Source organism: Winslowiella iniecta (assembly GCF_001267535.1).
GTDB classification, from domain to species: Bacteria; Pseudomonadota; Gammaproteobacteria; order Enterobacterales; family Enterobacteriaceae; genus Erwinia; species Erwinia iniecta.
The window spans coordinates 60,950-86,342 of record NZ_JRXE01000022.1; the positions used below are offsets into that span (position 1 = coordinate 60,950).

Below are 25,393 nucleotides of genomic sequence, written 5' to 3' on the forward strand. Positions count from 1 at the left end.
CTGATTGGCGCGACGGTGATCTGCGCGTCACTGTGGGTACATAAACGCTGGATAGTGGGTAAAAGCGTGAAGGGATAAGGCGAACCGGAGCGGGGAACCGCTCCGGCACACTCTGCTGGCTATCAGGCTTTAGCGGCAGAATTAGCAGGACGGATTTTTTTGGTCAGTCCTTTTAAAAAGTTTCTTAAAATCTGATCGCCACATTCGCGATAGTTTTTATGCCCAGGCTTACGGAAGATAGCACCGATCTCCGCCTGAGAAACGGCAAAGTCTGCCAGTTGCAGGATTTCAGTGATATCGGTGGTTTTCAGGTTAAACGCCACACGCAGCTTTTTCAGGATGATATTGTTCGTCATCTTACGCTCGATGGATGGCACCGGTGCTTCTTCGCTTTTGCCGCGCAGGGAAAAAATCAGACCGTTCAGGAAATAGCCCATCAGCACGTCCGGCACCGGACGAAAGCCCTCTTCATCTTCCTTTTTCAGGAACGCCTGCATCTCTTCGAGAGAGACTTCGCTCTCCGACAGTGCCAGCGTACTGACCATTTTCGCGTCACTCATTTCCAGCATGTAGCGCACGCTGCGTAACACATCGTTATTGGTCATATTGAAATCTCTTCAGGTTAAGGAATGCATTGCGCCGCATTATACACTTCGCCCCTGAAGTTGCATCCGACGGGCGGCGAGAACGCCGCCTCTGACGCGTAATACGGTTTTTTTGGGTGAACGCCCTCAGAGGTGGCTGACAGTCAGCGGTAACGGTGTGCCGGGGCGCGATGCATCGCGGACAAATGGCAGATGATTGCAGGCGTGCTGGCGTGCGGAGCGGATAAACGCCTCGACCACCGGCTGGCGCTGCTCACCGTCGCGCACGGCGGCATACAGGCGGCTCCACAGGCCGTCCCCCAGGGTTTTGGTGACAATCAGCCCCTGATGTTCAAAGCTCTCCACCACCCAGTGCGGCAGCGCGGCAATTCCCATGCGTGCCGCAACCATCTGAATCAGCAGCAAGGTATTGTCGACGCTTTTCAGTGCCGGACTGACGCCCGCCGGTTGCAAAAAATGACGCCAGATATCGAGGCGATGGCGCTGTACCGGATAGATCATCAGCACTTCACTGGCGAGGTCTTCAGGTGAAATTGACTCAACTTGCGCCAGCGGATGGTCGGGAGCCAGTACCAGCCTGACTTCAAAATCAAACATCGGTGAATAGTTCAGGCCACTGCGCGGCAAGATATCTGAGGTCAGCACCACATCCAGCTCACCCTGTTGCAGCGCCGGTTGCGGATCAAAGGTCACGCCTGATTTAAAGTCCACCACCACTTGCGGCCAGCTCTGACGGAAATTGTCCAGTGCCGGGGTCAGCCACTGAATGCAGCTATGGCACTCAATGGCGATACGCAGCGTGGTCTGATGCGGCTCATGGCACGCCTGTAAGGCTTGCTGAATCTGCGGCAGCACCTGTTCCGCCAGCTGCAACAGAATCTCACCCTGCGGAGTAAAACGCAGCGGCTGGCTTTTCCGCACAAACAGACGGAAGCCGAGGCGTTGCTCCAGATCGCTGAACTGGTGTGATAACGCCGACTGCGTTTGATGCAACTGTGCGGCGGCGGCGGCCAGTGAGCCAGTATTCCTTAAGGCCTGCAGCGTCCGCAGGTGTTTGAGTTCGATCATGAGAGTCCTTCACATCGATAATGAACAATTTGCGCTTGTGGTTCATACAGTACCTGCACATTATAGCGGTGTAAACATCTGGACGGCTAAATGACCTGGCAAATCTAACTTGCCCAGTTTGAGATAACTTTACAGGACAAAGATATGACCATTCTGAACCATACACTCGGATTTCCACGCGTCGGTCTGCGTCGCGAACTGAAAAAAGCGCAAGAAAGCTACTGGGCAGGTAACAGCAACCAGCAAGAATTACTGGCTGTGGGTCGCGAGCTGCGTGCTCGTCACTGGCAGCAACAGAAAGATGCCGGCGTTGACCTGCTGCCGGTTGGCGATTTCGCCTGGTACGATCACGTGCTGACCACCAGTCTGCTGCTGGGTAACGTACCAGCTCGCCATCAGAATAAAGACGGTTCTGTCGATCTCGACACTCTGTTCCGCCTCGGCCGTGGACGTGCGCCAGGCGGCGAACCGGCTGCGGCAGCAGAAATGACCAAATGGTTTAACACCAACTATCACTATATGGTGCCTGAGTTTGTTAAAGGTCAGCAGTTTAAACTGACCTGGACTCAGCTGCTGGAAGAAGTCGACGAAGCGCTGGCGCGGGGACATAAAGTCAAACCTGTGCTGCTTGGCCCGGTGACTTATCTGTGGCTGGGTAAAGTGAAAGGCGAACAGTTTGACCGCCTGAGCCTGCTGAAAGACATTCTGCCGGTGTATCAGCAGGTACTGGCTGAGCTGGCAAAACGTGATATCGAATGGGTACAGATCGATGAACCGGCGCTGGTTCTCGAACTGCCTGACGAGTGGCTGAACGCCTTCAAACCGGCTTACGATGTGCTGCAGGGCCAGACCAAACTGCTGCTGACCACCTATTTCGACAGCATCAGCCAGAACCTGAAAACCATTCGCCAGCTGCCGGTTAACGGTCTGCATGTCGACCTGGTTCACGGTAAAGATGATGTGGCGGCACTGAACAGTAAACTGCCTGCCGACTGGCTGCTGTCTCTCGGTGTGATTAACGGGCGTAACGTCTGGCGTGCCGATCTGAGCAGCTGGTTTGAACGTTTACAGCCGCTGGTGAGTCAGCGTAAACAGCTGTGGATTGGCTCTTCCTGTTCACTGCTGCACAGCCCAATCGATCTGAGTGTTGAAACGCGTCTCGATGAAGAAGTGAAAAGCTGGTTCTCCTTCGCTTTGCAGAAGTGTGGCGAGCTGTCCCTGCTGACGCACGCCCTGAATAACAACGATGCCGCGTCACTGGAAGCCTGGAGCGCACCGATTCGCGCTCGTCGTCACTCCACCCGCGTGCACAATGATGCTGTGGGTCACCGTTTAGCCGCGATTACCGCTAAAGACAGCCAGCGCGACAGCCGCTATCAGGCGCGTGCTGCGGCACAGCGTAATCGCTTTAATCTGCCGGCATGGCCGACCACCACTATCGGTTCATTCCCGCAGACTACCGAAATTCGCGGCCTGCGCCTGGATTTCAAACAGGGTCGTCTGGATAGTAACAACTATCGCACCGGCATCGCTGAACATATTAAACAGGCGATTGTTGAGCAGGAACGTCTGGGGCTTGATGTGCTGGTACACGGTGAAGCCGAGCGTAATGACATGGTGGAATACTTCGGTGAACACCTTGATGGCTTCGTGTTTACGCAAAATGGCTGGGTACAAAGCTACGGTTCACGCTGCGTAAAACCTCCGGTGATTATTGGTGACGTTAGCCGTCCGGAAACGATCACTGTTGAGTGGGCGAAATATGCTCAGTCGCTGACCGACAAGCCAGTAAAAGGCATGTTGACCGGTCCGGTAACCATTCTTTGCTGGTCATTCCCGCGTGAAGATGTGTCACGTGAAACCATTGCTAAGCAGATTGCTCTGGCGCTACGCGATGAAGTGGAAGACCTGGAAAAAGCCGGTATCGGTATTATCCAGATTGATGAGCCAGCTCTGCGTGAAGGTCTGCCACTGCGTCAGTCTGACTGGGCCGCCTATCTGGAGTGGGCAGTGGATGCTTTCCGCCTGAATGCCGCCGTGGCGCAGGACGACACCCAGATTCACACCCATATGTGTTATTGCGAGTTCAATGACATCATGGATTCCATCGCGGCGCTGGATGCTGACGTGATTACCATTGAAACCTCGCGTTCAGATATGGAGCTGCTGGAGTCGTTTGAAGAGTTTGAGTATCCGAACGAAATCGGTCCGGGCGTTTATGATATTCACTCACCGAACGTACCCAGCGTTGAGTGGATGGAAGCCCTGCTGCTGAAAGCCGCGAAGCGTATCCCGGTTGGGCGTCTGTGGGTTAACCCGGACTGCGGCCTGAAAACGCGCGGCTGGACTGAAACGCGCCAGGCGCTGGCCAATATGGTAAAAGCGGCGCAGAACCTGCGTAACGCGAACGTCTAAATTTACTGTGTCGTTGTGTGGTACTGGTTGGGGCGCTTTGCGCCCCTTTTTTTATGCTCAAGCGGCAGGCGCGACGCCATAACGCTTAAACCAGGCGAGCATCCGTTGCCAGCCATCCTGCGCTGACTCCTGATGATAACTGGCGCGGTAATCGGCATTAAAGGCGTGTCCGGCATCGGGATACACGATGATCTCGGCATCGGCATTGGCGGCGCGCAGTGCCTGACGCATCACTTCGATACTTTCCTGCGGAATACTGTCATCTTTGCCGCCGTACAAACCCAGCACGGGTGCATTCAGGTCGATCGCGATATCAACCGGATGTTTCGGCTGTTTCATCGACTTGTCACCGACCAGCTTGCCATACCAGGCCACGGCAGCTTTCAGCTGTGGATTGTGCGCGGCATACAGCCAGCTGATGCGGCCACCCCAGCAAAAACCGGTGATAGCGGTATTGCGCATATCGCCGCCGTTACGTGACGCCCAATTGGCAACGTGATCGAGGTCAGCCAGCACCTGCGCATCCGGGACTTTACTCACCAGCTCATTAAATAAGGTCGGGATATCGTCGTACTCGGCAGGGTCGCCCTGACGGAAATAGAGTTCTGGCGCGATAGCCAGATAACCTTCAGTCGCCAGCCGGCGGCAGATATCGCGAATATGTTCGTGCACGCCAAAAATTTCCTGCACCACCATAATCACCGGCAGGGCGGCAGTGACATTTTTCGGCCTGGCGTGGAAGGCGGGCATATTTTCGCCCTGCGTCGGTATTGAGGTTTCACCAGATACAATGTCGGTACTGTCGGTAATAATGGTGGTCGATGCGGCAGGCGAAACCGCAGGAGCGAAGCCACTATTGCCTGGCTTTTGAGCCATGTTATCTTCAGTTTTCATCGTCCTCTCCATGCAAGCATTAGCGCAATCAGATAACTATAGCCAGGATTACACGGCGGCTATTTACTCTCCTCTTTAACACTCAGCGGGGGATAAGCGCAGGCCCGGATGTGGCAAATTACCGACACAAAGTGAATTTATGTGACTAATATCACGGTGTTAATGTATTTGAATGTAATTTTCATATTCATCGGTGAGTGAAATCACATATTTTTGCCAGCTATTGAATTACAGTAGCGCATTAGCATTTCCAACTTTTTTCAATTCAGGAGTCTGTTATGGCCCAGTCTGACGTTTTTCACCTTGGTATCACTAAAGCCGACCTGCAAGGCGCGACGCTGGCGATTGTGCCTGGCGATCCTGAGCGGGTGAAAAAAATTGCGGCACTGATGGAAAACCCTGTCCACCTGGCATCCCACCGTGAATTCACCAGCTATCGCGCTGAGCTGGATGGCAAGCCGGTTGTGGTCTGTTCAACCGGTATCGGTGGCCCGTCAACTTCTATCGCCGTTGAAGAGCTGGCGCAACTGGGCGTGCGCACTTTCCTGCGCGTTGGCACGACCGGGGCGATTCAGCCAGAGATTAATGTCGGTGATGTGCTGGTCACCACCGGTTCGGTGCGTCTTGACGGTGCCAGCCTGCACTTCGCGCCAATGGAGTTCCCGGCGGTAGCGGATTTCACCTGTACCACTGCGCTGGTTGAGGCGGCCAAAGCGGCGGGGGCGACCACCCATATCGGTATCACCGCGTCGTCCGACACCTTCTATCCGGGTCAGGAGCGTTATGACACCTTCTCCGGCCGCGTTGTCAGTCGCTACCAGGGCTCGATGGAAGAGTGGCAGCAGATGGGCGTGCTGAACTACGAGATGGAATCTGCGACTCTGCTGACCATGTGCGCCAGCCAGGGCCTGCGTGCCGGTATGGTGGCTGGCGTGATTGTTAACCGCACGCAGAAAGAGATCCCGGACGCGGTGACCATGAAGCAAACTGAAAGCGATGCGGTGAAAATCGTCGTTGAAGCGGCGCGTCGTCTGCTGTAGTTGATCTTCCCAAATACGGGCGGCATTCCCGCCGCCCGTATTGTCCGCTTGTATCCCGCCGGTTACTCCCCGCGCTTTTTATCTGGACATTCATACAGTGCGCCTCTACCTTTTCACTGTTCGACGCGGTGTGCAGGAGGAGCAGTGGACAATCAATATCTTTTTGGCGTGTGCCTTGGACTGGCAGGTTTGCTGGTAGGCTGGATTATTGCCCATTTTCGTTACGGTCAGCAGCAGGGCAGTCAGGAAACCGAGCGCCGGTTATTAGCGCAGTCGTTACAACAGGCAGAGCATGAACAGCAACGCCTGCAACAGCAATTACAGGCGCAGCAGCAGGAACAGCAACGCCTTGAAAAGGAGCTGCGTCAGCTGCATGGTGCGCTGGCCGCCGCGCAGGAAAAACTGCATCATTTTGACCACTGGCGCAGCGAAAGCGAGCAACTGAGTCGCGAGCTGCGTAACCAGCTGGAAATCAACAGTGCACAGGAAGCGGAACTGCGCGAAGTCACCATCCGTCTGGAAGAGACGCGCATGGCGGCCGAAGAGAAACAGCGCCTGCTGACCAACAGTGAACAGCGGCTGACCGCCCAGTTTGAAAATCTGGCGAATCGCATCTTTGAAAACAGCGGTCGCCGGGTCGATGAGCAAAACCGTCAGAGCCTTAACGGGCTGATTGCGCCGTTGCGCGAGCAGCTTGATGGTTTTCGCCGTCAGGTGCAGGAAAGTTTTGGTCAGGAGGCGCGTGAACGCCATACGCTTTCCCACGAAATTCGCAATCTGCAACAGCTGAACGCGCAAATGGCGCAGGAAGCGATCAATCTGACTAAAGCGCTGAAAGGCGATAATAAAACCCAGGGTAACTGGGGCGAAGTAGTGCTGAGCCGCGTGCTGGAAGCGTCCGGGCTGCGCGAAGGTTATGAATACCAGACCCAGGTCAATGTGCAGGTCGATCAGAACAGTCGGATGCAGCCTGACGTTATCGTGCGGCTACCGCAGGGTAAAGATGTGGTGATTGATGCCAAAATGACGCTGGTGGCCTATGAACGTTACTTTAATGGTGAAGATGACGTGACGCGTGAGCAGGCGATTGGCGAGCATATCGCCGCGATTCGGGCGCACCTGCGTTTGTTAAGCCGAAAAGATTATCAACAATTGCCCGGTTTACGCTCGCTGGATTATGTGTTGATGTTTATCCCGATTGAACCCGCTTTCCTGCTGGCCATTGATCGACAGCCGGAGCTGATTAGCGAGGCGCTGAAGCAAAATATTATGCTGGTCAGCCCGACCACGCTGCTGGTGGCACTGCGTACCATCAACAATCTGTGGCGATATGAACATCAGAGCCGCAATGCGCAGCGTATCGCCGACCGTGCCGCCAGGCTGTATGACAAAATGCGGCTGTTTGTCGATGATATGACCAGCATCGGGCAGAATCTTGATAAGGCACAGGACAGCTATCGTTCGGCGATGAAAAAGCTGTCTGAAGGGCGCGGTAACCTGATCGCCCAAAGTGAAAGTTTTCGCCAGTTAGGGGTTGAGGTCAAACGGCCAATAAACCCACGGCTGGCAGAGCAGGCTTTACCGGAATCAGCGGAAAATGACGCCGATGAAACGGACGATCAGCAGCAGGAATCCTCCGCGCCACCGATGAGTGAGATGCTGCGCCGTATCAATGAATAAACGCCGGGGTAACGTGCCTGGCTACCCTTACTCTGGTACACTTCGGGGATATTTGATTGTGGAGCAGGCAAAACAAATGGCAGATGAATCACAGGAAACCACACATTTCGGTTTTCGCACGGTCGCGAAAACCGAAAAAGCTGACATGGTTGCAGATGTATTCCATTCCGTAGCGGCGAAGTATGACCTGATGAACGATCTGATGTCTTTTGGCATCCATCGCATCTGGAAGCGTTTTACCATTGATTGCAGCGGCGTGCGCCGTGGGCAACGCGTATTAGACCTGGCGGGTGGCACCGGTGATCTGACGGCGAAATTCTCCCGTCTGGTGGGTGAAACTGGTCAGGTCGTGCTGGCGGATATCAACAGCTCAATGCTGAAGATGGGCCGCGAAAAGCTGCGTAACAGCGGTGTGGTCGGCAATGTCAGCTATGTGCAGGCCAATGCCGAAGCGCTGCCGTTCCCGGATAACTATTTTGACTGCATTACCATCTCTTTTGGTCTGCGTAACGTTACCGAGAAAGAGAAGGCGCTGGCCTCGATGTTCCGCGTGCTGAAGCCGGGTGGTCGTCTGCTGGTGCTGGAGTTCTCCAAACCGCTGCTGGATCCATTGAATAAAGCTTACGACGCATACTCTTTCCATATTCTGCCGCGCATTGGTGAACTGGTGGCGCAGGATGCCGAGAGCTACCGCTATCTGGCGGAGTCCATCCGCATGCATCCCGATCAGGAGACGCTGAAAGCGATGATGATGGATGTGGGCTTTGAAAACACCACTTACCATAACCTGACGGGTGGCATTGTCGCGCTGCACCGTGGATTCAAGTTCTAATCGGGAAAGCGAATGACTTTAACGCCGCTGTTAACCGCAGGTCTGGAGACCGCGCTTAACCAAATTCTGTACCGCGATCGTGGCCTGAAAGCGGCGCGTCAACGTTTGAATGGCAAGACCCTCGCCATCGATCTGCAAGAGCTGTCACAACCGTTGACGCTGGTGTTCAGTGAGCAACAGGTCGATGTGCTGGGCGACTGGCAGGATGCGACCGATTGCACCGTTAAAACCCGCATTGCTGTGCTGCGTAAACTCCGCGATCGCCAGCAGCTTACCGCGCTAATCCGCAGCGGCGAGCTGGAAGTGGATGGCGATCTGCAAGTGGTGCAGCAATTCTCCGCGCTTATCGATATGGCTGAGCTGGACCCGGCAGAGTATCTTGCGCCGTGGATTGGTGATATCGCTGCGCAGGGTATCAGCCAGTTTGCCCGCCGTGGTTTCAATTTCCTGCGCAGTGATGTGCAGCGCAAACAAAGCTATGCGGCACAGGTGTTAACCGAAGAGTGGCGTGTGGCTCCGGGCGCTTTAGAGTTGGCCTGGTTTGCCGAAGAAGTTGATGCCGTAAACCGTTCACTGGACGCATTGAGCGCCCGGTTAGATTCGCTGGAGGCGAAATGACGCTGGGAGAAATTCGCCGGCTGTATTACATCATCAAGGTGTTCCTGAGTTATGGCCTTGATGAACTGATCCCCCGCACGCGCATGACTCTGCCGATTCGGTTATGGCGTCGCTGCGTGTTCTGGATCCCCTATTCGCATCAGGATCAGCCGCTGGGCGCGCGTCTGCGCATGGCGCTGGAGCAACTGGGGCCGGTGTGGATTAAGTTCGGTCAGATGATGTCCACGCGACGCGATCTGTTTCCGCCACAAATTGCCGATCAGCTGGCGATGTTGCAGGACCGGGTTGCCCCGTTTGATGGTGAGCTGGCGCGTCGTCAGATTGAGCTGTCGTTAGGCACCACGATTGAGACCTGGTTTGACGATTTCGAGATTAAACCGCTGGCATCGGCGTCTATCGCGCAGGTGCATACCGCCACGCTGAAAGAGAATGGCAAGCAGGTGGTGATCAAGGTGATTCGCCCGGATATCCTGCCGGTGATCAAAGCCGATATGAAGCTGATTTATCGTCTGGCGCACTGGGTTCCGCGTCTGTTACCGGATGGCCGTCGTCTGCGCCCGGTAGAAGTGGTCGCTGACTATGAAAAAACCTTGATTGATGAGCTGAATTTGCTGCGTGAAGCGGCGAACGCTATTCAGCTGCGCCGCAATTTCGATAGCAGCAAAATGCTGTATGTGCCTGAAGTCTATTCCGATTATTGCAGCGAGTCGATGCTGGTGATGGAGCGCATTTACGGCATTCCGATTTCAGATGTGGTGGCGCTGGAGCAACATGGCGTCAATATGAAGCTGCTGGCAGAGCGTGGTGTTCAGGTGTTCTTCACCCAAGTGTTCCGCGACAGTTTCTTCCACGCCGATATGCATCCCGGCAATATTTTTGTCAGCTACGAGCATCCGGAAGATCCGCAATATATTGGTATCGACTGTGGCATTGTCGGTTCACTGAACAAAGAAGATAAGCGTTATCTGGCTGAAAACTTTATTGCTTTCTTTAACCGCGACTACCGTAAGGTGGCTGAGTTGCATGTTGATTCCGGCTGGGTACCGCTGGATACCAATGTCGAAGACTTTGAGTTCGCCATCCGCACCGTCTGTGAGCCGATTTTTGAGAAGCCGCTGGCTGAAATCTCCTTTGGTCATGTGTTGCTGAACCTGTTTAACACCGCCCGACGTTTCAATATGGAAGTGCAGCCGCAGCTGGTACTGCTACAGAAAACGTTGCTGTATGTCGAAGGCGTCGGGCGTCAGCTCTATCCGCAACTTGACCTGTGGAAAACTGCCAAGCCATTCCTTGAAGACTGGATTAAAGACCAGGTGGGGATTCCGGCGATTGTGCGTGCGCTGAAAGAAAAAGCGCCGTTCTGGGCAGAAAAACTCCCTGAGCTGCCGGAACTTTTTTACGACAGCCTGCGTCAACATAAACGTTTGCAACATAGTGTCGATAGACTGGTTACCGACATGAATGTTCAGCGCACTCGCCAGCATCAGTCACGTTTCCTGTTTGGCATTGGCGCGACGCTACTGGTCAGCGGCACGGCAATATTGCTCACCCATCCTGAATGGGATCTGTTGCCGGCAGTGATGATGGCCGGTGGACTGGTGTCATGGCTGATTGGCTGGCGTAAAACAAACTGATTGTCATAAACGGTAAAAAGACGCGTTAAGCTAAGCGTCTACGTCGCGACCCTGCGGGGAGTTGTTATATACTGCCCGCACCAGCATTTTATTACTTTAATTCAGAGGCAAATAACATGGGCGGTATCAGTATTTGGCAGTTGTTAATTATTGCCGTGATTGTCGTACTTCTGTTTGGTACTAATAAGTTACGCACGCTTGGTTCCGATCTGGGTTCATCCATCAAAGGCTTTAAGAAAGCCATGAGCGATGATGAACAAAAAGAGAAAGACTCTCAGGATGCCGATTTCACTGCCAAAACTCTGGCAGACAAACAGCACACTGACGCGAAAAGCGAAGAAGTTAAGAACGACAAAGACAAGGTGTAAGCCGTGTTCGACATAGGTTTTAGTGAACTGGTATTGGTGTTCGTTATCGGGCTGGTCGTGCTTGGCCCGCAACGACTACCGGTTGCGGTCAGAACCGTGGTCGGCTGGATTCGTGCGCTGCGTTCGCTGGCATCCAGTGTGCAAAACGAACTGGCGCAAGAGTTGAAGTTGCAGGAACTGCAGGACAGTCTGAGAAAAGTCGAGCAGGCCAGCAAAGATTCACTGTCACCTGAGCTGAAAGAGTCGATGGAAGAGCTGAAAAAAACAGCGGAGTCGATGAAGCGGACTTATCTCGGCGACAACGAAAAAGCGGATGACGAAGCCAATACTATCCACAACCCTTTGGTGAAAGATCCGAAGGCGTCTCATGACGGCGTGACACCTGCTGAAGCGGATGGGCAAGCCACCGCTCCCGCACAGGCTCCTGCCGCGGTCAGTCCGGAAGCTCAGCCAGAAACGGCGAACAAACCGGCCCCGGTCGTCAAGACTGAGCCTGCGGCAACAGTGCGCACTCCAGCCTCAACCACTCACACAAGCGATGAACGTTAAACATGGCAGTTGAAGATACCCAACCGCTGATCAGTCATCTGATAGAGCTGCGTAAGCGCCTGCTGAACTGCATAATTGCAGTGATCGTGATCTTCCTGGCGCTTATTTATTTCGCCAACGATATCTACCAGATCGTTTCCGCACCGCTAATCAAACAGTTGCCTGTCGGTGCCAGTATGATCGCCACTGACGTTGCATCACCGTTCTTTACCCCGATCAAACTGACGATGATTGTGTCGGTATTTATTGCAATACCGGTGATTCTGCATCAGGTCTGGGCATTTGTTGCTCCGGCGCTTTACCGCCACGAGCGCAGACTGGTGATGCCGTTACTGTTTTCCAGCTCAGCACTGTTTTATATCGGTATGGCCTTCGCCTATTTTATTGTCTTCCCGCTGGCGTTTGGCTTTTTTGCCAAAACCGCGCCGGAAGGCGTGCTGATCGCCACTGACATTAATAACTACCTTGATTTCGTCATGGCGCTGTTTATGGCGTTTGGCGTCTCATTTGAAGTGCCTATTGCCATCGTGCTGTTGTGCTGGACAGGCGTGACGACCCCGGAAGATCTGAAGGCAAAACGCCCTTATGTGCTGGTTGGCGCATTTGTGGTCGGTATGTTACTGACGCCGCCGGACGTTCTTTCGCAAACTTTGCTCGCTATTCCGATGTACTGCCTGTTTGAAGTCGGCGTATTCTTTGGTCGGTTCTATGTAGGAAAAGGACGTCAGGATAATGATAAGGAACAGGAATCCGAATCTGAATCCTGATTATCAGGAGAACCAGGTGATTCCGGCCATGCCGCGAGGAATTTAAAGTCATAGCAAACCGCCCGTAAGGGCGGTTACTGTTTGGAAAGAAATATGTTTGATATCGGTGTAAACCTGACCAGTACGCAGTTCTCCAAAGACCGCGAGAAGGTGGTAAAACGTGCGCGTGAAGCGGGCGTAACCGGCATCCTGATTACCGGCACCAATGCGCTGGAAAGTCAGCAGGCGCAGAGCCTGGCGCAGCAGCATGCGAATTACTGCTGGTCTACCGCCGGCGTTCATCCCCACCATGCCAGCGAGTGGTCCGGCGAAACTGCTGCGACCTTACGCCGCCTGACGGAAAGTGAGCAGGTGGTGGCGATTGGCGAATGCGGACTCGATTTTAACCGTAACTTTTCTGCCCACGATCAGCAGGAGTATGCGTTTGATGCGCAGCTCGCTTTAGCTGCGGAGCTGGCGATGCCGGTGTTTCTGCACTGTCGCGATGCCCATACGCGCTTTGTCGATATCTTAAAACCGTGGCTCGCTAAGCTGCCCGGTGCGGTGGTGCACTGCTTTACCGGCACCCGCTCTGAACTTGAAGAGTGCCTGGCATTGGGTTTATCCGTGGGTATCACCGGTTGGGTCTGCGATGAACGTCGCGGCCTGCAACTGCGTGAGCTGTTGCCACTGATTCCGGCAGACCGATTGCTGCTGGAAACCGATGCACCTTATCTGTTGCCCCGGGATATGAGACCACGGCCGCCATCCCGCCGCAATGAACCCTGTTTTCTGCCGCATATCGTTCAGCAGGTTGCCGCCTGGCGCGGTGAAGATGCTGAATGGTTAGCGCAGCAAACCACTAAAAATTCGCGGAACCTGTTCAATATCACTTAGAACAGATCCCACCAAAGGCAGCCTGTGCTGTCTTTTATAGGAGATTTATCTAATGAGTTTTGCTTTCCCTGGTGCCTTCCCAGGCCGCCGTCTGCGTCGCGTCCGTCGTCATGATTTCAGCCGTCGTCTGGTTGCCGAAAACCAACTGACGGTCAATGATCTGATCTACCCGGTGTTTGTGATGGAAGGCCATAACAAACAGCAGGAAGTGCCTTCGATGCCGGGCGTCTTCCGCATGACCATCGATGTACTGGTAAAAGAAGCGGAAATTATTGCCAAACTGGGCATTCCGGTACTGTCACTGTTTCCGGTGATTGAAGCCGATAAGAAATCCCTGCATGCGGAAGAAGCTTACAATCCGGACGGTCTGGTGCAGCGTGCTGTGCGTGCACTGAAAGCCGCGGTGCCTGAGCTTGGCCTGCTGACTGATGTGGCGCTTGACCCGTACACTACCCATGGTCAGGACGGTATTATCGACCAGCATGGTTATGTGATTAACGACATCAGCAAAGAGATTCTGGTACGCCAGGCTTATTCTCACGCCGAAGCCGGTGCTGAGATTCTGGCACCGAGCGATATGATGGATGGTCGTATTGGCGCGATTCGCGACAAGCTGGAGCTGGACGGCCTGGTGAATACGCAAATCATGGCGTACTCGGCGAAATATGCTTCCTGCTATTACGGCCCGTTCCGCGACGCCATCGGTTCATCCGGTAATCTGAAAGGCGGCAACAAGCTGACCTATCAGATGGATCCGGCTAACAGCGATGAAGCGCTGCAAGAAATTGCTCAGGATCTGCAGGAAGGCGCGGATATGGTGATGGTGAAGCCGGGTATGCCGTATCTGGATGTGATCCGTCGCGTGAAAGACAGCTTTGGCGTGCCGACCTTTGCTTATCAGGTTTCCGGTGAGTATGCGATGCATATGGCGGCAATTCAGAATGGCTGGCTGGCGGAGAAACCGGCGGTGATGGAATCACTGTTGTGCTTCAAACGTGCTGGTGCGAACGGCATTCTGACTTACTTCTCAAAACGTGTTGCCCAGTGGTTGCACGATGAGCAGATGCAGCGTTAGAGAGCGGTTTTACTCCAGGGGCGGCGTTCTCGCCGCCTGTGCCGGGGTAGAAAACCTGCATATCATTAGCTCGGGAGCTGAAAACGGCTCCCCTACATTTATCGCGCAGCGATCGGGTGGCTTCCGCGTTTTTAAAGCTTATTAAACTGTTTATTGTCTATGCTGCGAACAATTTGTTTGTTCAGCAAATTCAGCAGTAACATTGAGCGTGCTTCACCATCCGGTTCGGTGAAAATCGCTTTCAGCCCTTCAAACGTCCCGTCAATAATCAGCACTTCATCGCCCGGTTGTGGCGTCTCCGGATCGACCATATGTTCCGGCGTTTCTGTCTGCAGCACGCTAATCACATCCTGCGGCACCGTTGCGGGCAGGACACCAAAACGAACGAAGTGGCTGACGCCACGGGTCGCGCTGATGGTCGTGGTGTGAATCGCTTCAGGATCAAACTCGATAAACAGATAATTGGGAAACAGTGGCTCACTGACGGCGGTACGTTTACCGCGCACGATCTTTTCCATCGCGATCATTGGGCTAAGGCAATGCACTGACTGACGCTCAAGATGCTCCTTAGCGCGCAGTAGTTGGCCACGTTTGCAGTACAGTAAATACCAGGATTCCATAAGTTCACTTTCTCATAACCGGGGGCTAAGAATAGCAAAACTGCGGTGAGAGTTGTAGCAGCATCAAGCGTAATGACTGGATTCGTTATGTTACATCATCTACGAAATATCCTAATCTGCCGGGTTAAATCCGCTACGATTTACCGGCTCGCTTATCACAATGCGCACAAATGGAAATTGACGTGCCCGCTTCATCTGTATCAGACTCGGGGGCGCTAAAAGATAGCCGTCAGTTGATCTGTTGCTCAGCGTAACAGGAACAAAAACAAGCATGCCCGATGATTCAGCCTTATAATGGCCGACTCACCGGCCGTATTGATGGAAAGGCATGAAATACCACGACTTACGCGACTTCATTTCTCTGCTGGAAAAGCGCGGGGAATTAAAACGAATCAGTCTTGAGATCGATCCCGAACTGGAAATGACTGAGATCGCCGATCGCACTCTGCGTGCTGGCGGCCCGGCGCTGCTGTTCGAGAATCCCAAAGGCTATGATATGCCAGTGCTTTGTAACCTGTTTGGCACGCCAAAGCGCGTGGCGATGGGGATGGGCCAGGAAGATGTCACGGCATTGCGCGAAGTCGGTAAGTTACTGGCATTTTTGAAAGAGCCGGAGCCACCGAAAGGCTTCCGCGATCTGTTCGATAAAATGCCGCAGTTTAAACAAGTGCTGAATATGCCGACCAAACGGCTGCGCAATGCACCATGTCAGGAAGAGATCTGGCAGGGCGATGATGTCGATTTATCGCGTATCCCGGTGATGAAGTGCTGGCCGGAAGATGCCGCTCCGCTGATTACCTGGGGACTGACCGTCACGCGCGGCCCGGAGAAAGAGCGACAAAACCTCGGTATTTATCGCCAGCAGGTGATTGGCAAAAATAAAGTGATTATGCGCTGGCTGTCCCATCGTGGCGGCGCGCTTGATTTTCAGGAGTGGTGCAAGGCGCATCCTGGCGAGCGTTTCCCGGTATCGGTGGCGCTGGGTGCCGATCCAGCCACGATTTTAGGCGCGGTAACCCCGGTTCCTGACTCGCTGTCTGAATATGCTTTTGCCGGCCTGCTGCGTGGCACCAAAACCGAAGTGGTTAAGTGTATCTCTAACGATCTCGAAGTCCCTGCCAGCGCAGAAATTGTGCTTGAAGGCTATATCGAGGCGGGTGAAATGGCACCGGAAGGCCCGTATGGCGACCACACCGGTTACTACAATGAAATCGATAACTTCCCGGTTTTCACCGTAACGCACATTACGCAACGTCGTAATGCCATCTATCATTCAACCTATACGGGTCGCCCACCGGATGAACCTGCGGTGTTGGGGGTGGCGTTAAACGAAGTGTTTGTGCCGATTCTGCAAAAGCAGTTTCCCGAAATAGTCGATTTCTACCTGCCACCAGAAGGTTGCTCATATCGCCTGGCAGTAGTGACGATGAAAAAGCAGTATGCCGGACACGCCAAGCGCGTAATGATGGGCGTCTGGTCATTCCTGCGGCAGTTTATGTACACCAAATTTGTTATTGTTTGTGATGATGATGTAAATGCGCGCGACTGGAATGATGTGATTTGGGCGATCACCACGCGTATGGACCCGGCGCGCGATACCGTGCTGGTTGAGAATACGCCAATTGATTATCTCGACTTTGCTTCGCCGGTTTCCGGCCTGGGTTCAAAAATGGGTTTAGACGCCACCAATAAATGGCCTGGCGAAACGCAGCGTGAATGGGGTCGGCCGATCGTAAAAGATGCGGCGGTTACCGCACGTATTGATGCTATTTGGGATGAGTTAGCCATTTTTAATCAGTCGCCACAGCGTTAATTCGCCGTGACGAACTCATGATAATGACGACCCGACAGAGGGAACGCATGACAACATTAAGCTGTAAAGTGACCTCGGTTGAGGCTATTACCGATACCGTGTACCGAGTCCGTCTGGTGCCGGAAGCTGATTTCAGTTTTCGTGCTGGCCAGTATCTGATGGTGGTGATGGATGAGCGTGACAAGCGCCCATTCTCCCTGGCTTCCACGCCAATGGAAAAAGAGATTATTGAGCTGCATATCGGTGCTTCCGAGCTGAACCTGTATGCGATGGCGGTAATGGAGCGCATTCAGCAACAGCGTGAAATCACCGTTGATATTCCGCATGGTGATGCCTGGCTGCGTGAAGAGGGCGAACGCCCGCTGATCCTGATTGCCGGTGGCACCGGTTTCTCTTACGCCCGATCAATTCTGCTGACCGCGCTGGCGCAGCAGCCGCAACGCGATATCGCCATTTACTGGGGTGGGCGCGAGCTGAAGCACCTGTACGATCTGGATGAGTTAAACGCCCTGGCGGTTAAGCATCCTAACCTGAAGGTGATTCCGGTAGTCGAGCAGCCCGAAGAGGGTTGGGAAGGGCGCAACGGTACGGTCTTAACTGCGGTAATGCAGGATTACGGTACCCTGAGTGAGCACGATATTTATATTGCTGGTCGGTTTGAAATGGCGAAAATTGCCCGCGATCGTTTCTGCGCCGAGCGTGGTGCGCTGGAAGCGCATATGTATGGCGACGCCTTCGCGTTTATTTAAGCCAGACGGGCAAACCGATGGTTTGCCCGACAAAAATGAAAAAACCCGCCCCTGACAGGCGGGAAAAGTAACAAATACCACAAGTATCAACGTATCAGATGCGTTCGAATACCGTCGCGATGCCCTGGCCGAGGCCAATGCACATGGTCGCCAAACCAAATTGCGCATCACGCCGTTCCATCAGATTAAGCAGAGTGGTGCTGATACGCGCGCCGGAACAGCCGAGTGGGTGACCGAGCGCAATCGCGCCACCGTTCAGATTCACCTTCTCATCCATCTTATCCAGCAGACCGAGATCCTTAATGCACGGCAGTGTCTGTGCGGCAAAGGCTTCATTCAGTTCGAACAGATCGATATCACTGACGCTTAACCCTGCGCGTTTCAGTGCCAGTTTCGATGCCGGAACCGGGCCATAACCCATAATCGAAGGATCGCAGCCGACCACTGCCATGGATTTAATGCGCGCGCGTGGCGTCAGGCTGAGTTCTCTGGCGCGGGATTCGCTCATTATCAGCATCGCGGCGGCACCATCGGAGAGCGCTGACGAGCTACCGGCGGTGACGGTGCCATTGGCCGGATCAAAAGCCGGGCGCAGCGCAGCCAGACCGGCCACGTTAGTTTCCGGGCGAATGACTTCATCAAAGTCATAGCGTTTCAGTACGCCGTCGGCGTCATGACCGGAAGTGGCGACAATTTCATTGCGGAAATGACCGGCCTGCGTGGCAGCCCAAGCACGCTGATGAGAGCGCGCGGCAAATTGATCCTGCATTTCACGGCTTATCTGGTGCATTCGCGCCAGCATCTCGGCGGTAAGGCCCATCATGCCCGCGGCTTTCGCGACGGTGCGGCTCAGGCCGGGATGAAAATCCACGCCGTGGTTCATCGGCACATGGCCCATATGTTCGACGCCGCCAATGATGGTGGCCTGCGCATCGCCGACCATTATCGCGCGCGCCGCATCGTGCAGTGCCTGCATCGATGAACCGCACAGACGATTGACGGTAGTGGCCGGAACATTATGTGGGATCTCAGCCAGCAGCGCCGCGTTACGCGCGATATTAAAACCCTGCTCAAGCGTCTGCTGCACACAGCCCCAATAAATATCGTCGAGTGAAGCCGCTTCCAGCGCCGGATTGCGGCTTAACAGCGCACGCATCAGATGGGCGGAAAGGTCTTCAGCGCGCACGTGGCGAAAAGCTCCCCCTTTTGAACGGCCCATCGGCGTGCGGATTGCATCAACAATGACAACGTTTTCCATTAGTTATTCCTCACGCGGTTTTCAGGTCGGCATCGGCCATCGGTTCAGCTGGCGGATACCAGCACTCATTGCGCTGCGCTTTGGCTTCCAGACCCGCCGGTAACTGATACAGCGCACCGAGGCTGGCATACTGCCGCGCCTGTTCAACAAATTGCGCATTACCTTGCGTATCGAGATAACGGAATACGCCGCCGTGGAACGGAGGGAAACCGAGACCATACACCAGCGCCATATCGGCTTCCGCCGGGCTGGCAATAATGCCCTCTTCCAGACAACGTACCACTTCGTTAATCATCGGAATCATCATGCGCGCGATAATCTCGTCATCGCTAAACTCGCGCTTCGGCTGGCTGACGTTTTGCAGTAAGGTGGCGACATCGGCATCGGCGACTTTCTTCGCTTTCCCTTTGCTGTCTGTCTGCCAGCGATAAAATCCCAGCTGATTTTTCTGGCCGTAACGGTTGGCATCAAACATCACGTCGATGGCATCGCGATAATCTTTCTTCATGCGCTCAGGGAAACCGTCGGCCATCACGCTCTGGGCGTGGTGGGCGGTGTCGATACCCACGACATCCAGCAACCATGCCGGACCCATCGGCCAGCCAAACTTTTTCTCCATCACTTTATCGATCTGGTTGAAGTCAGCACCGTCACGCAACATCAGGCTGAAAGCGGCAAAGTAGGGGAACAGCACGCGGTTAACGAAGAAGCCGGGACAGTCGTTCACCACAATCGGCGTTTTGCCCATTTTACTGGCCCATGCGACGACTTTCGCCAGTGTGGCCTCAGAGGTTTTTTCACCGCGAATCACTTCAACCAGCGGCATACGATGCACCGGGTTAAAGAAGTGCATACCGCAAAAGTTTTCCGGGCGTTGCAGTGATTTCGCCAGGTAGCTGATGGGAATGGTGGAAGTGTTGGAAGCGAGGATGGTGTCATCGCGTACCTTACTTTCCGTTTCAGCCAGAACAGCGGCTTTCACTTTCGGATTCTCAACGACCGCTTCCACCACCACATCAACGCGCTCAAAACCGCTGTAGTCGAGAGTCGGCTGAATAGTGGCAATCACACCGGCGAGTTTTATCCCGTCGATTTTCCCCCGTTCCAGCTGTTTGTTCAGCAATTTCGCGGCTTCATTTATGCCGAGGTTCAGCGATTTCTGATTAATATCTTTCATCACCACTGGTACGCCTTTTGATGCCGACTGATAAGCAATGCCGCCACCCATAATGCCCGCGCCGAGTACGGCTGCCTGTTGTGGCGTGGCAATATCGCGCGTCAGTTTTTTCGCTTTGCCTTTCAGATACTGGTCATTGAGGAAAATCCCAACCAGCGCACGCGCTTCATTTGAACGGGCTAAAGGAACGAAGGCTTTGGTTTCCAGCGTCAGGGCGGCATCGCGTGCCAGGCCTGCGGCGGCTTCAATCGTTTTTACTGCACTCATTGGTGCCGGATAGTGTTTGCCTGCGGTCTGGATAACCATCCCTTTGGCGATGGTGAAACTCATTGCGGCTTCAATGGCGCTGAGCTTCAGGGGTTCCAGTTTCGGCTGACGGCGTGCACGCCAGCTCTGTGGCTCGGCGATGGCTGCTTTCAGCATGGCAATCGCGCCATCGCGCAGCTTTTCTGTGGCCACGACAGCATCGACCAGCCCGATAGCTAATGCCCGGCTGGCATCAACATCTTTGCCGGCGGCAATAATTTCCAGCGCGCTGTCTGCACCCAGCAGGCGCGGCAATCGCACCGAGCCGCCGAAGCCTGGCATGATGCCCAGCCGGGTTTCCGGCAGACCGATGCGCGTATCCGGCGTGGCGATGCGCAGATCGGTTGCCAGTACGCATTCGCAACCGCCGCCCAACGCATAACCGCTGATGGCCGCAAGGGTGGGTACCGGCAGATCTTCCAGACGATTAAAAATAGCGTTGGCAAATTTCAGCCACTGCTCAAGCTTCTCCGCCGGAGCGGCAAACAGTGATAAAAATTCGGTAATATCGGCACCGACAATAAACGCCGGTTTGGCTGAGCTTAACAGCAGACCTTTCAGGTCAGGTTGTTGTTCCAGCACGCTAATCGCTTCGCCCAGGCTGGCGACAGTTTTAGTATCCAGCTTATTGACCGAACCAGGTGCATCAAATACCAGCTCGGCAATGCCATCATCGAGCCAGCGCAGAGAAAGGGTTTCGCCTTGGTAGAGCATGTCAGTCTCCTGAAACAGCGATAAAGGGATCTGGTCATACCAGATGATCGTGAGTGTGGGTTTGATGTTAACTATTTGCAAATAGAAGTTTGCTTATTTGCTAACGAGATCACAGCTGCGGCATAACGGCATCGTCTGCATGGCTGTGATAAGATGCGGGCACTTTTTAGTGCGACGGAGAGAAGTTAATGAACTCACTGGTTACGCTGTATAAAGATCATATTTCTGTGCTGCAACAGCGCGCGCAGCAGGTGTTAGCGCGTTTTAAACTGGATGCTATGTTGATCCATTCCGGAGAGCTACTGACGGTTTTCCTCGACGATCACAGTTACCCTTTCAAGGTTAATCCGCAATTCAAAGCCTGGGTGCCGGTCACGCAGGTGCCGAACTGCTGGTTATGGGTTGATGGCGTGAATAAGCCGAAGCTGTGGTTCTGGTCGCCGGTTGATTACTGGCATAACGTCGAGCCGCTGCCGCAAAGCTTCTGGACCGATGAAATCGAGATCATTCAGCTGAAAAATGCGGATGAGATCGCCCAGCTGCTGCCCGCCGCGCGTCAGAATGTGGCCTATATTGGCCCGGTGCCACAGCGTGCGACTCAGCTGGATATTGCGGCTGATCGCGTTAACCCGCAAGGGGTGCTGGATTACCTGCATTATCATCGTTCTTACAAAACCGATTATGAACTGGCTTGTATGCGCCAGGCACAGAAGGTGGCGGTTCTTGGCCATCGCGCGGCGAAAGAAGCTTTTCTTTCCGGCATGAGCGAGTTTGATATCAACGTCGCCTATCTGTCCGCGACCGGCCATCGTGACACCGATGTTCCTTATGGCAATATCGTGGCGCTGAATGAACATGCCGCAGTACTGCACTATACCCAGTTGCAACAGCAGCCACCTGAGCAGTTGCGTAGCTTCCTGCTTGATGCTGGTGCGGAATATAACGGTTATGCCGCTGACCTGACGCGTACCTATGCCGCGCAGAGCGACAGTTTGTTTGCCGAGCTGGTTAACGATCTGAACAGCGAAGAACTGGCGCTGATCGACACGCTGAAAGCGGGCGTGCGCTATACCGAATACCATGAGCAGATGCATCAGCGTATTGCCCGACTGCTGCTGAAGCACCAGCTGGTGAAGGGGCTGAGCGAAGAGGCGATGGTGAAAGAGAATCTGACCGGCCCGTTCCTGCCGCATGGTTTAGGCCACCCGCTGGGATTGCAGGTGCATGATGTCGCCGGATTTATGCAGGATGACCGTGGTACTCATCTGGCCGCGCCACAGCAGTATCCTTATCTGCGTTGTACGCGGGTGCTGGAACCGCGCATGGTACTGACCATCGAACCGGGTCTCTACTTTATCGATTCCTTGCTGGCACCGTGGCGTGAAGGCAAGTTCAGCCAGTATTTTGACTGGGAACGTATCGATAGCCTGAAACCTTATGGCGGCATTCGTATCGAAGATAATGTGGTGATTTACGATAATCGTGTTGAAAACATGACGCGCGATCTGAATCTTGCCTGATGAATGCGTATGACATTCCCGCTGAGTCGCTGAGCATCAGTGAGGAAATCATTAAGAAGAGCCGTTTTATTACGCTGTTGGCCCATACCGATGGCGTCGAAGCGGCGCGGGCTTTTGTTCAGCAGATCAAAAGCGAACACCCTGCGGCCCGGCACCACTGTTGGGCCTGGGTTGCTGGTTCGCCGGATGATTCGCAACAACTGGGCTTCTCTGATGATGGTGAACCCTCCGGTACGGCGGGTAAACCGATGCTGGCGCAGCTGATGGGAAGTGATATTGGTGAAATTACCGCGGTAGTGGTGCGTTACTACGGCGGTATTCAGCTGGGCACCGGCGGGCTGGTCAAAGCGTATGGCGGTGGCGTCCAGCAAGGCTTGAAACAGCTGGCTCGCCAGCAAAAAGTACCGATGCGGTCGTTCAGACTAAGCTGCGACTATGCGCAGCTGGCTGATATCGAAAGAATGATTAAGCGCTTCGAGGGCAAGCTGGTGGACAGTGAGTTTCTTGATGTGGTTTCAATCAGTCTGGCGCTGCCTTATGCGCAAATTGCCGGATTTACGCAGAATCTGTCAGACTTTAGTCGGGGCGCACTGCAGCTCCTCCCGATAAAACAATAATTTCTCTCTATTTGTCAGGTTAAGGAAACGGCTGAATGCATATTCGCGCCATTACCCGCATCGTCGGTTTGTTGGTCATCCTGTTCTCCGGAACCATGATCGTCCCTGGTCTGGTCGCATTGATCTATCGGGATGGTGCCGGTCGCGCATTCAGTCAAACCTTCTTTATGGCTCTGGTTATCGGGGCGCTGCTGTGGTGGCCTAACCGCAAACAGAAGAGTGAATTAAAGCCGCGCGAAGGCTTTTTAATCGTGGTGCTGTTCTGGACGGTGCTGGGAAGCGTCGGGGCGATGCCGTTTATTTTCTCCGAGCAGCCGAATCTCAGTGTGACTGATGCGTTTTTTGAATCCTTTTCCGGCCTGACGACCACCGGTGCCACCACGCTGGTGGGACTGGACTCGCTACCGAAAGCGATTCTGTTCTACCGGCAAATGCTGCAATGGCTCGGTGGTATGGGGATCATTGTGCTGGCGGTCGCGATTCTGCCAATTCTCGGCGTCGGTGGTATGCAGCTTTATCGTGCCGAAATGCCTGGGCCACTGAAAGACAATAAAATGCGCCCGCGTATTGCCGAAACGGCAAAAACCCTGTGGCTGATTTATGTGCTGTTAACCGTGGCCTGCGCAGTGGCATTGTGGGTTGCCGGTATGCCGCTGTTTGATGCCATTGGACACAGCTTCTCGACTATCGCTATTGGTGGCTTTTCAACCCATGATGCCAGCATTGGCTATTTTAACAGTCCCACTATCAACACCATTATTGCCATTTTCCTGCTGATCTCGGGATGTAACTACGGCCTGCACTTCTCTTTACTCAGTGGGCGTAACCTGCGTGTCTACTGGCGAGATCCTGAATTCCGCATGTTTATCGGCGTGCAGCTGACCTTGGTGGTGGTCTGTACTCTGGTGCTGTGGTTCCACGATGTCTATCAGACCGGTATGCAGACATTAAATCAGGCGTTCTTCCAGGTGGTATCGATGGCGACCACCGCCGGCTTTACCACCGACAGCATTGCGCGCTGGCCACTGTTTTTACCGGTGCTGTTGCTGTGTTCTGCTTTTATTGGTGGTTGCGCCGGGTCAACCGGTGGTGGTTTGAAGGTGATTCGTATTCTGCTGCTGTTTAAGCAAGGGTCGCGCGAACTGAAAAGGCTGGTGCATCCTAATGCGGTTTACACCATTAAACTGGGAAACCGCGCCTTGCCCGAACGTATTCTCGAAGCGGTATGGGGATTCTTCTCGGCATATGCGCTGGTGTTTATCCTCAGTATGCTGGCAATCATTGCCACCGGCGTTGACGATTTCTCCGCATTTGCGGCGGTAGCGGCTACGCTTAATAACCTTGGCCCCGGGCTTGGTGTGGTGGCCGATAACTTCACGTCGATGAATGACGTGGCGAAATGGATTTTGATTGTAACGATGCTGTTTGGGCGTCTTGAAGTATTCACGCTGCTGGTGCTGTTTACCCCGACCTTCTGGCGTGAATAATAACAACGAGTAAAACCTATGAAAGCGCTAATTCTTTTTTCCAGCCGTGATGGCCAGACGCGTGAAATCGCCTCTTATATAGCTAACAGTATAAAAGAGGAGATGGAGTACGACATTTTCAACATTCTGCGTGTCGAAGAGATTAACTGGTCGCAGTACGATCGCGTGCTGATTGGTGCATCGATCCGCTATGGTCATTTCCATCCGGCGGTAGCGAAATTCGTTAAACGCCATTTGCCGGAATTACAACAACGTGTCAGCGGCTTCTTCTCGGTCAATCTGACTGCGCGTAAAGCTGAGAAGCGTACGCCACAGACTAATGCCTACACCCGCAAGTTTCTGTTGCAGTCTCCGTGGCAGCCAGATTGCTGCGCCGTATTTGCTGGCGCACTGCGTTATCCGCGTTATCGCTGGTTCGACCGGACGATGATTCAGCTTATTATGCGGATGACGGGCGGTGAAACCGATACGAGTAAAGAAGTGGAATATACCGACTGGGCGCAAGTGGGTCGTTTTGCTCAGGAATTTGCTCATTTACCCGGCAAATTGCAGTAAAAAAACGCGCTTTGTCGAAAATTAACCCGGTCGGAAAGTTTTTTCTAATAAATACTTGTCACCCGTCGGAAACTCCCTATAATGCGCCTCCATCGACACGGAACAACGGCTTACAGGCCACGGTGTTGAGAGGTTCAGGAAGCTCTGAACCGCCGG

Annotated in this window: 23 protein-coding genes; 17 read left to right on the forward strand and 6 right to left on the reverse strand. The window is 53.9% G+C overall.

The window, feature by feature from the left end; translation table 11 throughout:
• Positions 1-122 precede the first annotated feature (122 nt).
• Positions 123-605, reverse strand: coding sequence for a YehS family protein (locus NG42_RS15710; RefSeq protein WP_052900585.1), 483 nt, complete (start codon positions 603-605; stop codon positions 123-125).
• Between the two features lie 126 nt (positions 606-731).
• On the reverse strand, positions 732-1,673 hold the full coding sequence (metR, locus tag NG42_RS15715; protein ID WP_052900587.1) for an HTH-type transcriptional regulator MetR: 942 nt from the start codon (positions 1,671-1,673) through the stop codon (positions 732-734).
• A gap of 144 nt (positions 1,674-1,817) precedes the next feature.
• Here metR and metE point away from each other — a divergent pair, with 144 nt between their 5' ends.
• Positions 1,818-4,088, forward strand: coding sequence for a 5-methyltetrahydropteroyltriglutamate--homocysteine S-methyltransferase (metE, locus tag NG42_RS15720; protein WP_052900589.1), 2,271 nt, complete (start codon positions 1,818-1,820; stop codon positions 4,086-4,088).
• Positions 4,089-4,145: 57 nt separating this feature from the next.
• On the opposite strand, the gene NG42_RS15725 is transcribed toward metE, so the two are convergent.
• Positions 4,146-4,982: a dienelactone hydrolase family protein gene (locus NG42_RS15725; RefSeq protein ID WP_052900591.1), complete on the reverse strand. Its 837-nt coding sequence runs from the start codon at positions 4,980-4,982 to the stop codon at positions 4,146-4,148.
• A 278-nt stretch (positions 4,983-5,260) separates the two neighbouring features.
• Between NG42_RS15725 and udp the strand changes: the two genes are divergently transcribed.
• The 10 genes from udp (at position 5,261) to hemB (ending at position 14,421) form a co-directional block, all read left to right on the forward strand.
• Positions 5,261-6,022, forward strand: coding sequence for a uridine phosphorylase (gene udp, locus NG42_RS15730; RefSeq protein ID WP_052900593.1), 762 nt, complete (start codon positions 5,261-5,263; stop codon positions 6,020-6,022).
• Positions 6,023-6,166: 144 nt separating this feature from the next.
• Positions 6,167-7,702, forward strand: coding sequence for a DNA recombination protein RmuC (gene rmuC, locus NG42_RS15735; RefSeq protein ID WP_052900595.1), 1,536 nt, complete (start codon positions 6,167-6,169; stop codon positions 7,700-7,702).
• Positions 7,703-7,778: 76 nt separating this feature from the next.
• Positions 7,779-8,534, forward strand: a complete 756-nt coding sequence (gene ubiE / locus NG42_RS15740) for a bifunctional demethylmenaquinone methyltransferase/2-methoxy-6-polyprenyl-1,4-benzoquinol methylase UbiE (RefSeq protein ID WP_052900597.1) — start codon at positions 7,779-7,781, stop codon at positions 8,532-8,534.
• Positions 8,535-8,546: 12 nt separating this feature from the next.
• Complete coding sequence (gene ubiJ, locus NG42_RS15745) at positions 8,547-9,152, forward strand: ubiquinone biosynthesis protein UbiJ (protein WP_052900599.1); 606 nt, start codon at positions 8,547-8,549, stop codon at positions 9,150-9,152.
• Positions 9,149-10,786 carry a ubiquinone biosynthesis regulatory protein kinase UbiB gene (ubiB, locus tag NG42_RS15750; RefSeq protein ID WP_052900601.1) on the forward strand — a complete coding sequence of 546 codons (1,638 nt, stop codon included), beginning with the start codon at positions 9,149-9,151 and terminating at the stop codon, positions 10,784-10,786. The genes ubiJ and ubiB overlap by 4 nt, the downstream gene beginning before the upstream one ends.
• A 116-nt stretch (positions 10,787-10,902) precedes the next feature.
• Entirely contained in the window at positions 10,903-11,154 is a 252-nt protein-coding gene (gene tatA / locus NG42_RS15755; protein WP_052900603.1) for a Sec-independent protein translocase subunit TatA, read from the forward strand.
• Positions 11,155-11,157: 3 nt separating this feature from the next.
• On the forward strand, positions 11,158-11,703 hold the full coding sequence (gene tatB, locus NG42_RS15760) for a Sec-independent protein translocase protein TatB (protein ID WP_052900605.1): 546 nt from the start codon (positions 11,158-11,160) through the stop codon (positions 11,701-11,703).
• 2 nt (positions 11,704-11,705) lie between these two features.
• Positions 11,706-12,470, forward strand: coding sequence for a Sec-independent protein translocase subunit TatC (tatC, locus tag NG42_RS15765; RefSeq protein WP_052900607.1), 765 nt, complete (start codon positions 11,706-11,708; stop codon positions 12,468-12,470).
• A gap of 93 nt (positions 12,471-12,563) precedes the next feature.
• Complete coding sequence (gene tatD / locus NG42_RS15770; RefSeq protein WP_052900609.1) at positions 12,564-13,346, forward strand: 3'-5' ssDNA/RNA exonuclease TatD; 783 nt, start codon at positions 12,564-12,566, stop codon at positions 13,344-13,346.
• A gap of 52 nt (positions 13,347-13,398) precedes the next feature.
• Positions 13,399-14,421 (forward strand): porphobilinogen synthase, encoded by a 1,023-nt coding sequence (gene hemB, locus NG42_RS15775; protein WP_052900611.1) that lies wholly within the window; start codon positions 13,399-13,401, stop codon positions 14,419-14,421.
• Positions 14,422-14,552: 131 nt separating this feature from the next.
• On the opposite strand, the gene rfaH is transcribed toward hemB, so the two are convergent.
• Positions 14,553-15,041 carry a transcription/translation regulatory transformer protein RfaH gene (gene rfaH / locus NG42_RS15780; protein WP_052900616.1) on the reverse strand — a complete coding sequence of 163 codons (489 nt, stop codon included), beginning with the start codon at positions 15,039-15,041 and terminating at the stop codon, positions 14,553-14,555.
• A 328-nt stretch (positions 15,042-15,369) separates the two neighbouring features.
• On the opposite strand from rfaH, the gene ubiD reads away from it, so the two are divergent.
• Both ubiD and fre read left to right on the forward strand, forming a co-directional pair.
• Entirely contained in the window at positions 15,370-16,854 is a 1,485-nt protein-coding gene (ubiD, locus tag NG42_RS15785) for a 4-hydroxy-3-polyprenylbenzoate decarboxylase (RefSeq protein ID WP_052900617.1), read from the forward strand.
• 47 nt (positions 16,855-16,901) lie between these two features.
• A complete protein-coding gene (fre, locus tag NG42_RS15790; protein ID WP_052900618.1) occupies positions 16,902-17,603 on the forward strand; it encodes an NAD(P)H-flavin reductase in 702 nt (233 codons plus the stop codon).
• Between the two features lie 94 nt (positions 17,604-17,697).
• Here the strand turns inward: fre and fadA are convergent, their stop codons facing one another.
• On the reverse strand, positions 17,698-18,861 hold the full coding sequence (gene fadA / locus NG42_RS15795) for an acetyl-CoA C-acyltransferase FadA (RefSeq protein ID WP_052900620.1): 1,164 nt from the start codon (positions 18,859-18,861) through the stop codon (positions 17,698-17,700).
• Positions 18,862-18,871: 10 nt separating this feature from the next.
• Positions 18,872-21,058, reverse strand: a complete 2,187-nt coding sequence (fadB, locus tag NG42_RS15800; RefSeq protein WP_052900624.1) for a fatty acid oxidation complex subunit alpha FadB — start codon at positions 21,056-21,058, stop codon at positions 18,872-18,874.
• A gap of 188 nt (positions 21,059-21,246) precedes the next feature.
• Between fadB and pepQ the strand changes: the two genes are divergently transcribed.
• From pepQ to hemG, 4 genes are read left to right on the forward strand one after another with little or no spacing between them, the layout of a single operon-like run.
• Positions 21,247-22,578 (forward strand): Xaa-Pro dipeptidase, encoded by a 1,332-nt coding sequence (pepQ, locus tag NG42_RS15805; protein ID WP_052900626.1) that lies wholly within the window; start codon positions 21,247-21,249, stop codon positions 22,576-22,578.
• Complete coding sequence (locus tag NG42_RS15810; RefSeq protein WP_052900628.1) at positions 22,578-23,195, forward strand: IMPACT family protein; 618 nt, start codon at positions 22,578-22,580, stop codon at positions 23,193-23,195. Before pepQ ends, NG42_RS15810 begins: the two co-directional genes overlap by 1 nt.
• A 35-nt stretch (positions 23,196-23,230) precedes the next feature.
• A complete protein-coding gene (gene trkH, locus NG42_RS15815; protein ID WP_052900630.1) occupies positions 23,231-24,682 on the forward strand; it encodes a Trk system potassium transporter TrkH in 1,452 nt (483 codons plus the stop codon).
• Positions 24,683-24,700: 18 nt separating this feature from the next.
• Positions 24,701-25,237 carry a menaquinone-dependent protoporphyrinogen IX dehydrogenase gene (gene hemG, locus NG42_RS15820; RefSeq protein ID WP_052900632.1) on the forward strand — a complete coding sequence of 179 codons (537 nt, stop codon included), beginning with the start codon at positions 24,701-24,703 and terminating at the stop codon, positions 25,235-25,237.
• The last annotated feature ends 156 nt before the right edge of the window (positions 25,238-25,393 follow it).

Excerpts from the sequence above, each read along its gene's own strand:
- NG42_RS15810 (WP_052900628.1), top strand. The coding sequence starts at position 22,578 with ATGAATGCGTATGACATTCCCGCTGAGTCGCTGAGCATCAGTGAGGAA.
- metE (WP_052900589.1), top strand. The coding sequence starts at position 1,818 with ATGACCATTCTGAACCATACACTCGGATTTCCACGCGTCGGTCTGCGT.
- metR (WP_052900587.1), bottom strand. The coding sequence starts at position 1,673 with ATGATCGAACTCAAACACCTGCGGACGCTGCAGGCCTTAAGGAATACT.
- trkH (WP_052900630.1), top strand. The coding sequence starts at position 23,231 with ATGCATATTCGCGCCATTACCCGCATCGTCGGTTTGTTGGTCATCCTG.
- tatC (WP_052900607.1), top strand. The coding sequence starts at position 11,706 with ATGGCAGTTGAAGATACCCAACCGCTGATCAGTCATCTGATAGAGCTG.
- udp (WP_052900593.1), top strand. The coding sequence starts at position 5,261 with ATGGCCCAGTCTGACGTTTTTCACCTTGGTATCACTAAAGCCGACCTG.
- tatA (WP_052900603.1), top strand. The coding sequence starts at position 10,903 with ATGGGCGGTATCAGTATTTGGCAGTTGTTAATTATTGCCGTGATTGTC.
- fre (WP_052900618.1), top strand. The coding sequence starts at position 16,902 with ATGACAACATTAAGCTGTAAAGTGACCTCGGTTGAGGCTATTACCGAT.
- hemG (WP_052900632.1), top strand. The coding sequence starts at position 24,701 with ATGAAAGCGCTAATTCTTTTTTCCAGCCGTGATGGCCAGACGCGTGAA.
- fadA (WP_052900620.1), bottom strand. The coding sequence starts at position 18,861 with ATGGAAAACGTTGTCATTGTTGATGCAATCCGCACGCCGATGGGCCGT.
- NG42_RS15710 (WP_052900585.1), bottom strand. The coding sequence starts at position 605 with ATGACCAATAACGATGTGTTACGCAGCGTGCGCTACATGCTGGAAATG.
- ubiJ (WP_052900599.1), top strand. The coding sequence starts at position 8,547 with ATGACTTTAACGCCGCTGTTAACCGCAGGTCTGGAGACCGCGCTTAAC.
- pepQ (WP_052900626.1), top strand. The coding sequence starts at position 21,247 with ATGAACTCACTGGTTACGCTGTATAAAGATCATATTTCTGTGCTGCAA.
- fadB (WP_052900624.1), bottom strand. The coding sequence starts at position 21,058 with ATGCTCTACCAAGGCGAAACCCTTTCTCTGCGCTGGCTCGATGATGGC.
- ubiD (WP_052900617.1), top strand. The coding sequence starts at position 15,370 with ATGAAATACCACGACTTACGCGACTTCATTTCTCTGCTGGAAAAGCGC.
- NG42_RS15725 (WP_052900591.1), bottom strand. The coding sequence starts at position 4,982 with ATGAAAACTGAAGATAACATGGCTCAAAAGCCAGGCAATAGTGGCTTC.
- rfaH (WP_052900616.1), bottom strand. The coding sequence starts at position 15,041 with ATGGAATCCTGGTATTTACTGTACTGCAAACGTGGCCAACTACTGCGC.
- ubiB (WP_052900601.1), top strand. The coding sequence starts at position 9,149 with ATGACGCTGGGAGAAATTCGCCGGCTGTATTACATCATCAAGGTGTTC.
- ubiE (WP_052900597.1), top strand. The coding sequence starts at position 7,779 with ATGGCAGATGAATCACAGGAAACCACACATTTCGGTTTTCGCACGGTC.
- hemB (WP_052900611.1), top strand. The coding sequence starts at position 13,399 with ATGAGTTTTGCTTTCCCTGGTGCCTTCCCAGGCCGCCGTCTGCGTCGC.
- tatD (WP_052900609.1), top strand. The coding sequence starts at position 12,564 with ATGTTTGATATCGGTGTAAACCTGACCAGTACGCAGTTCTCCAAAGAC.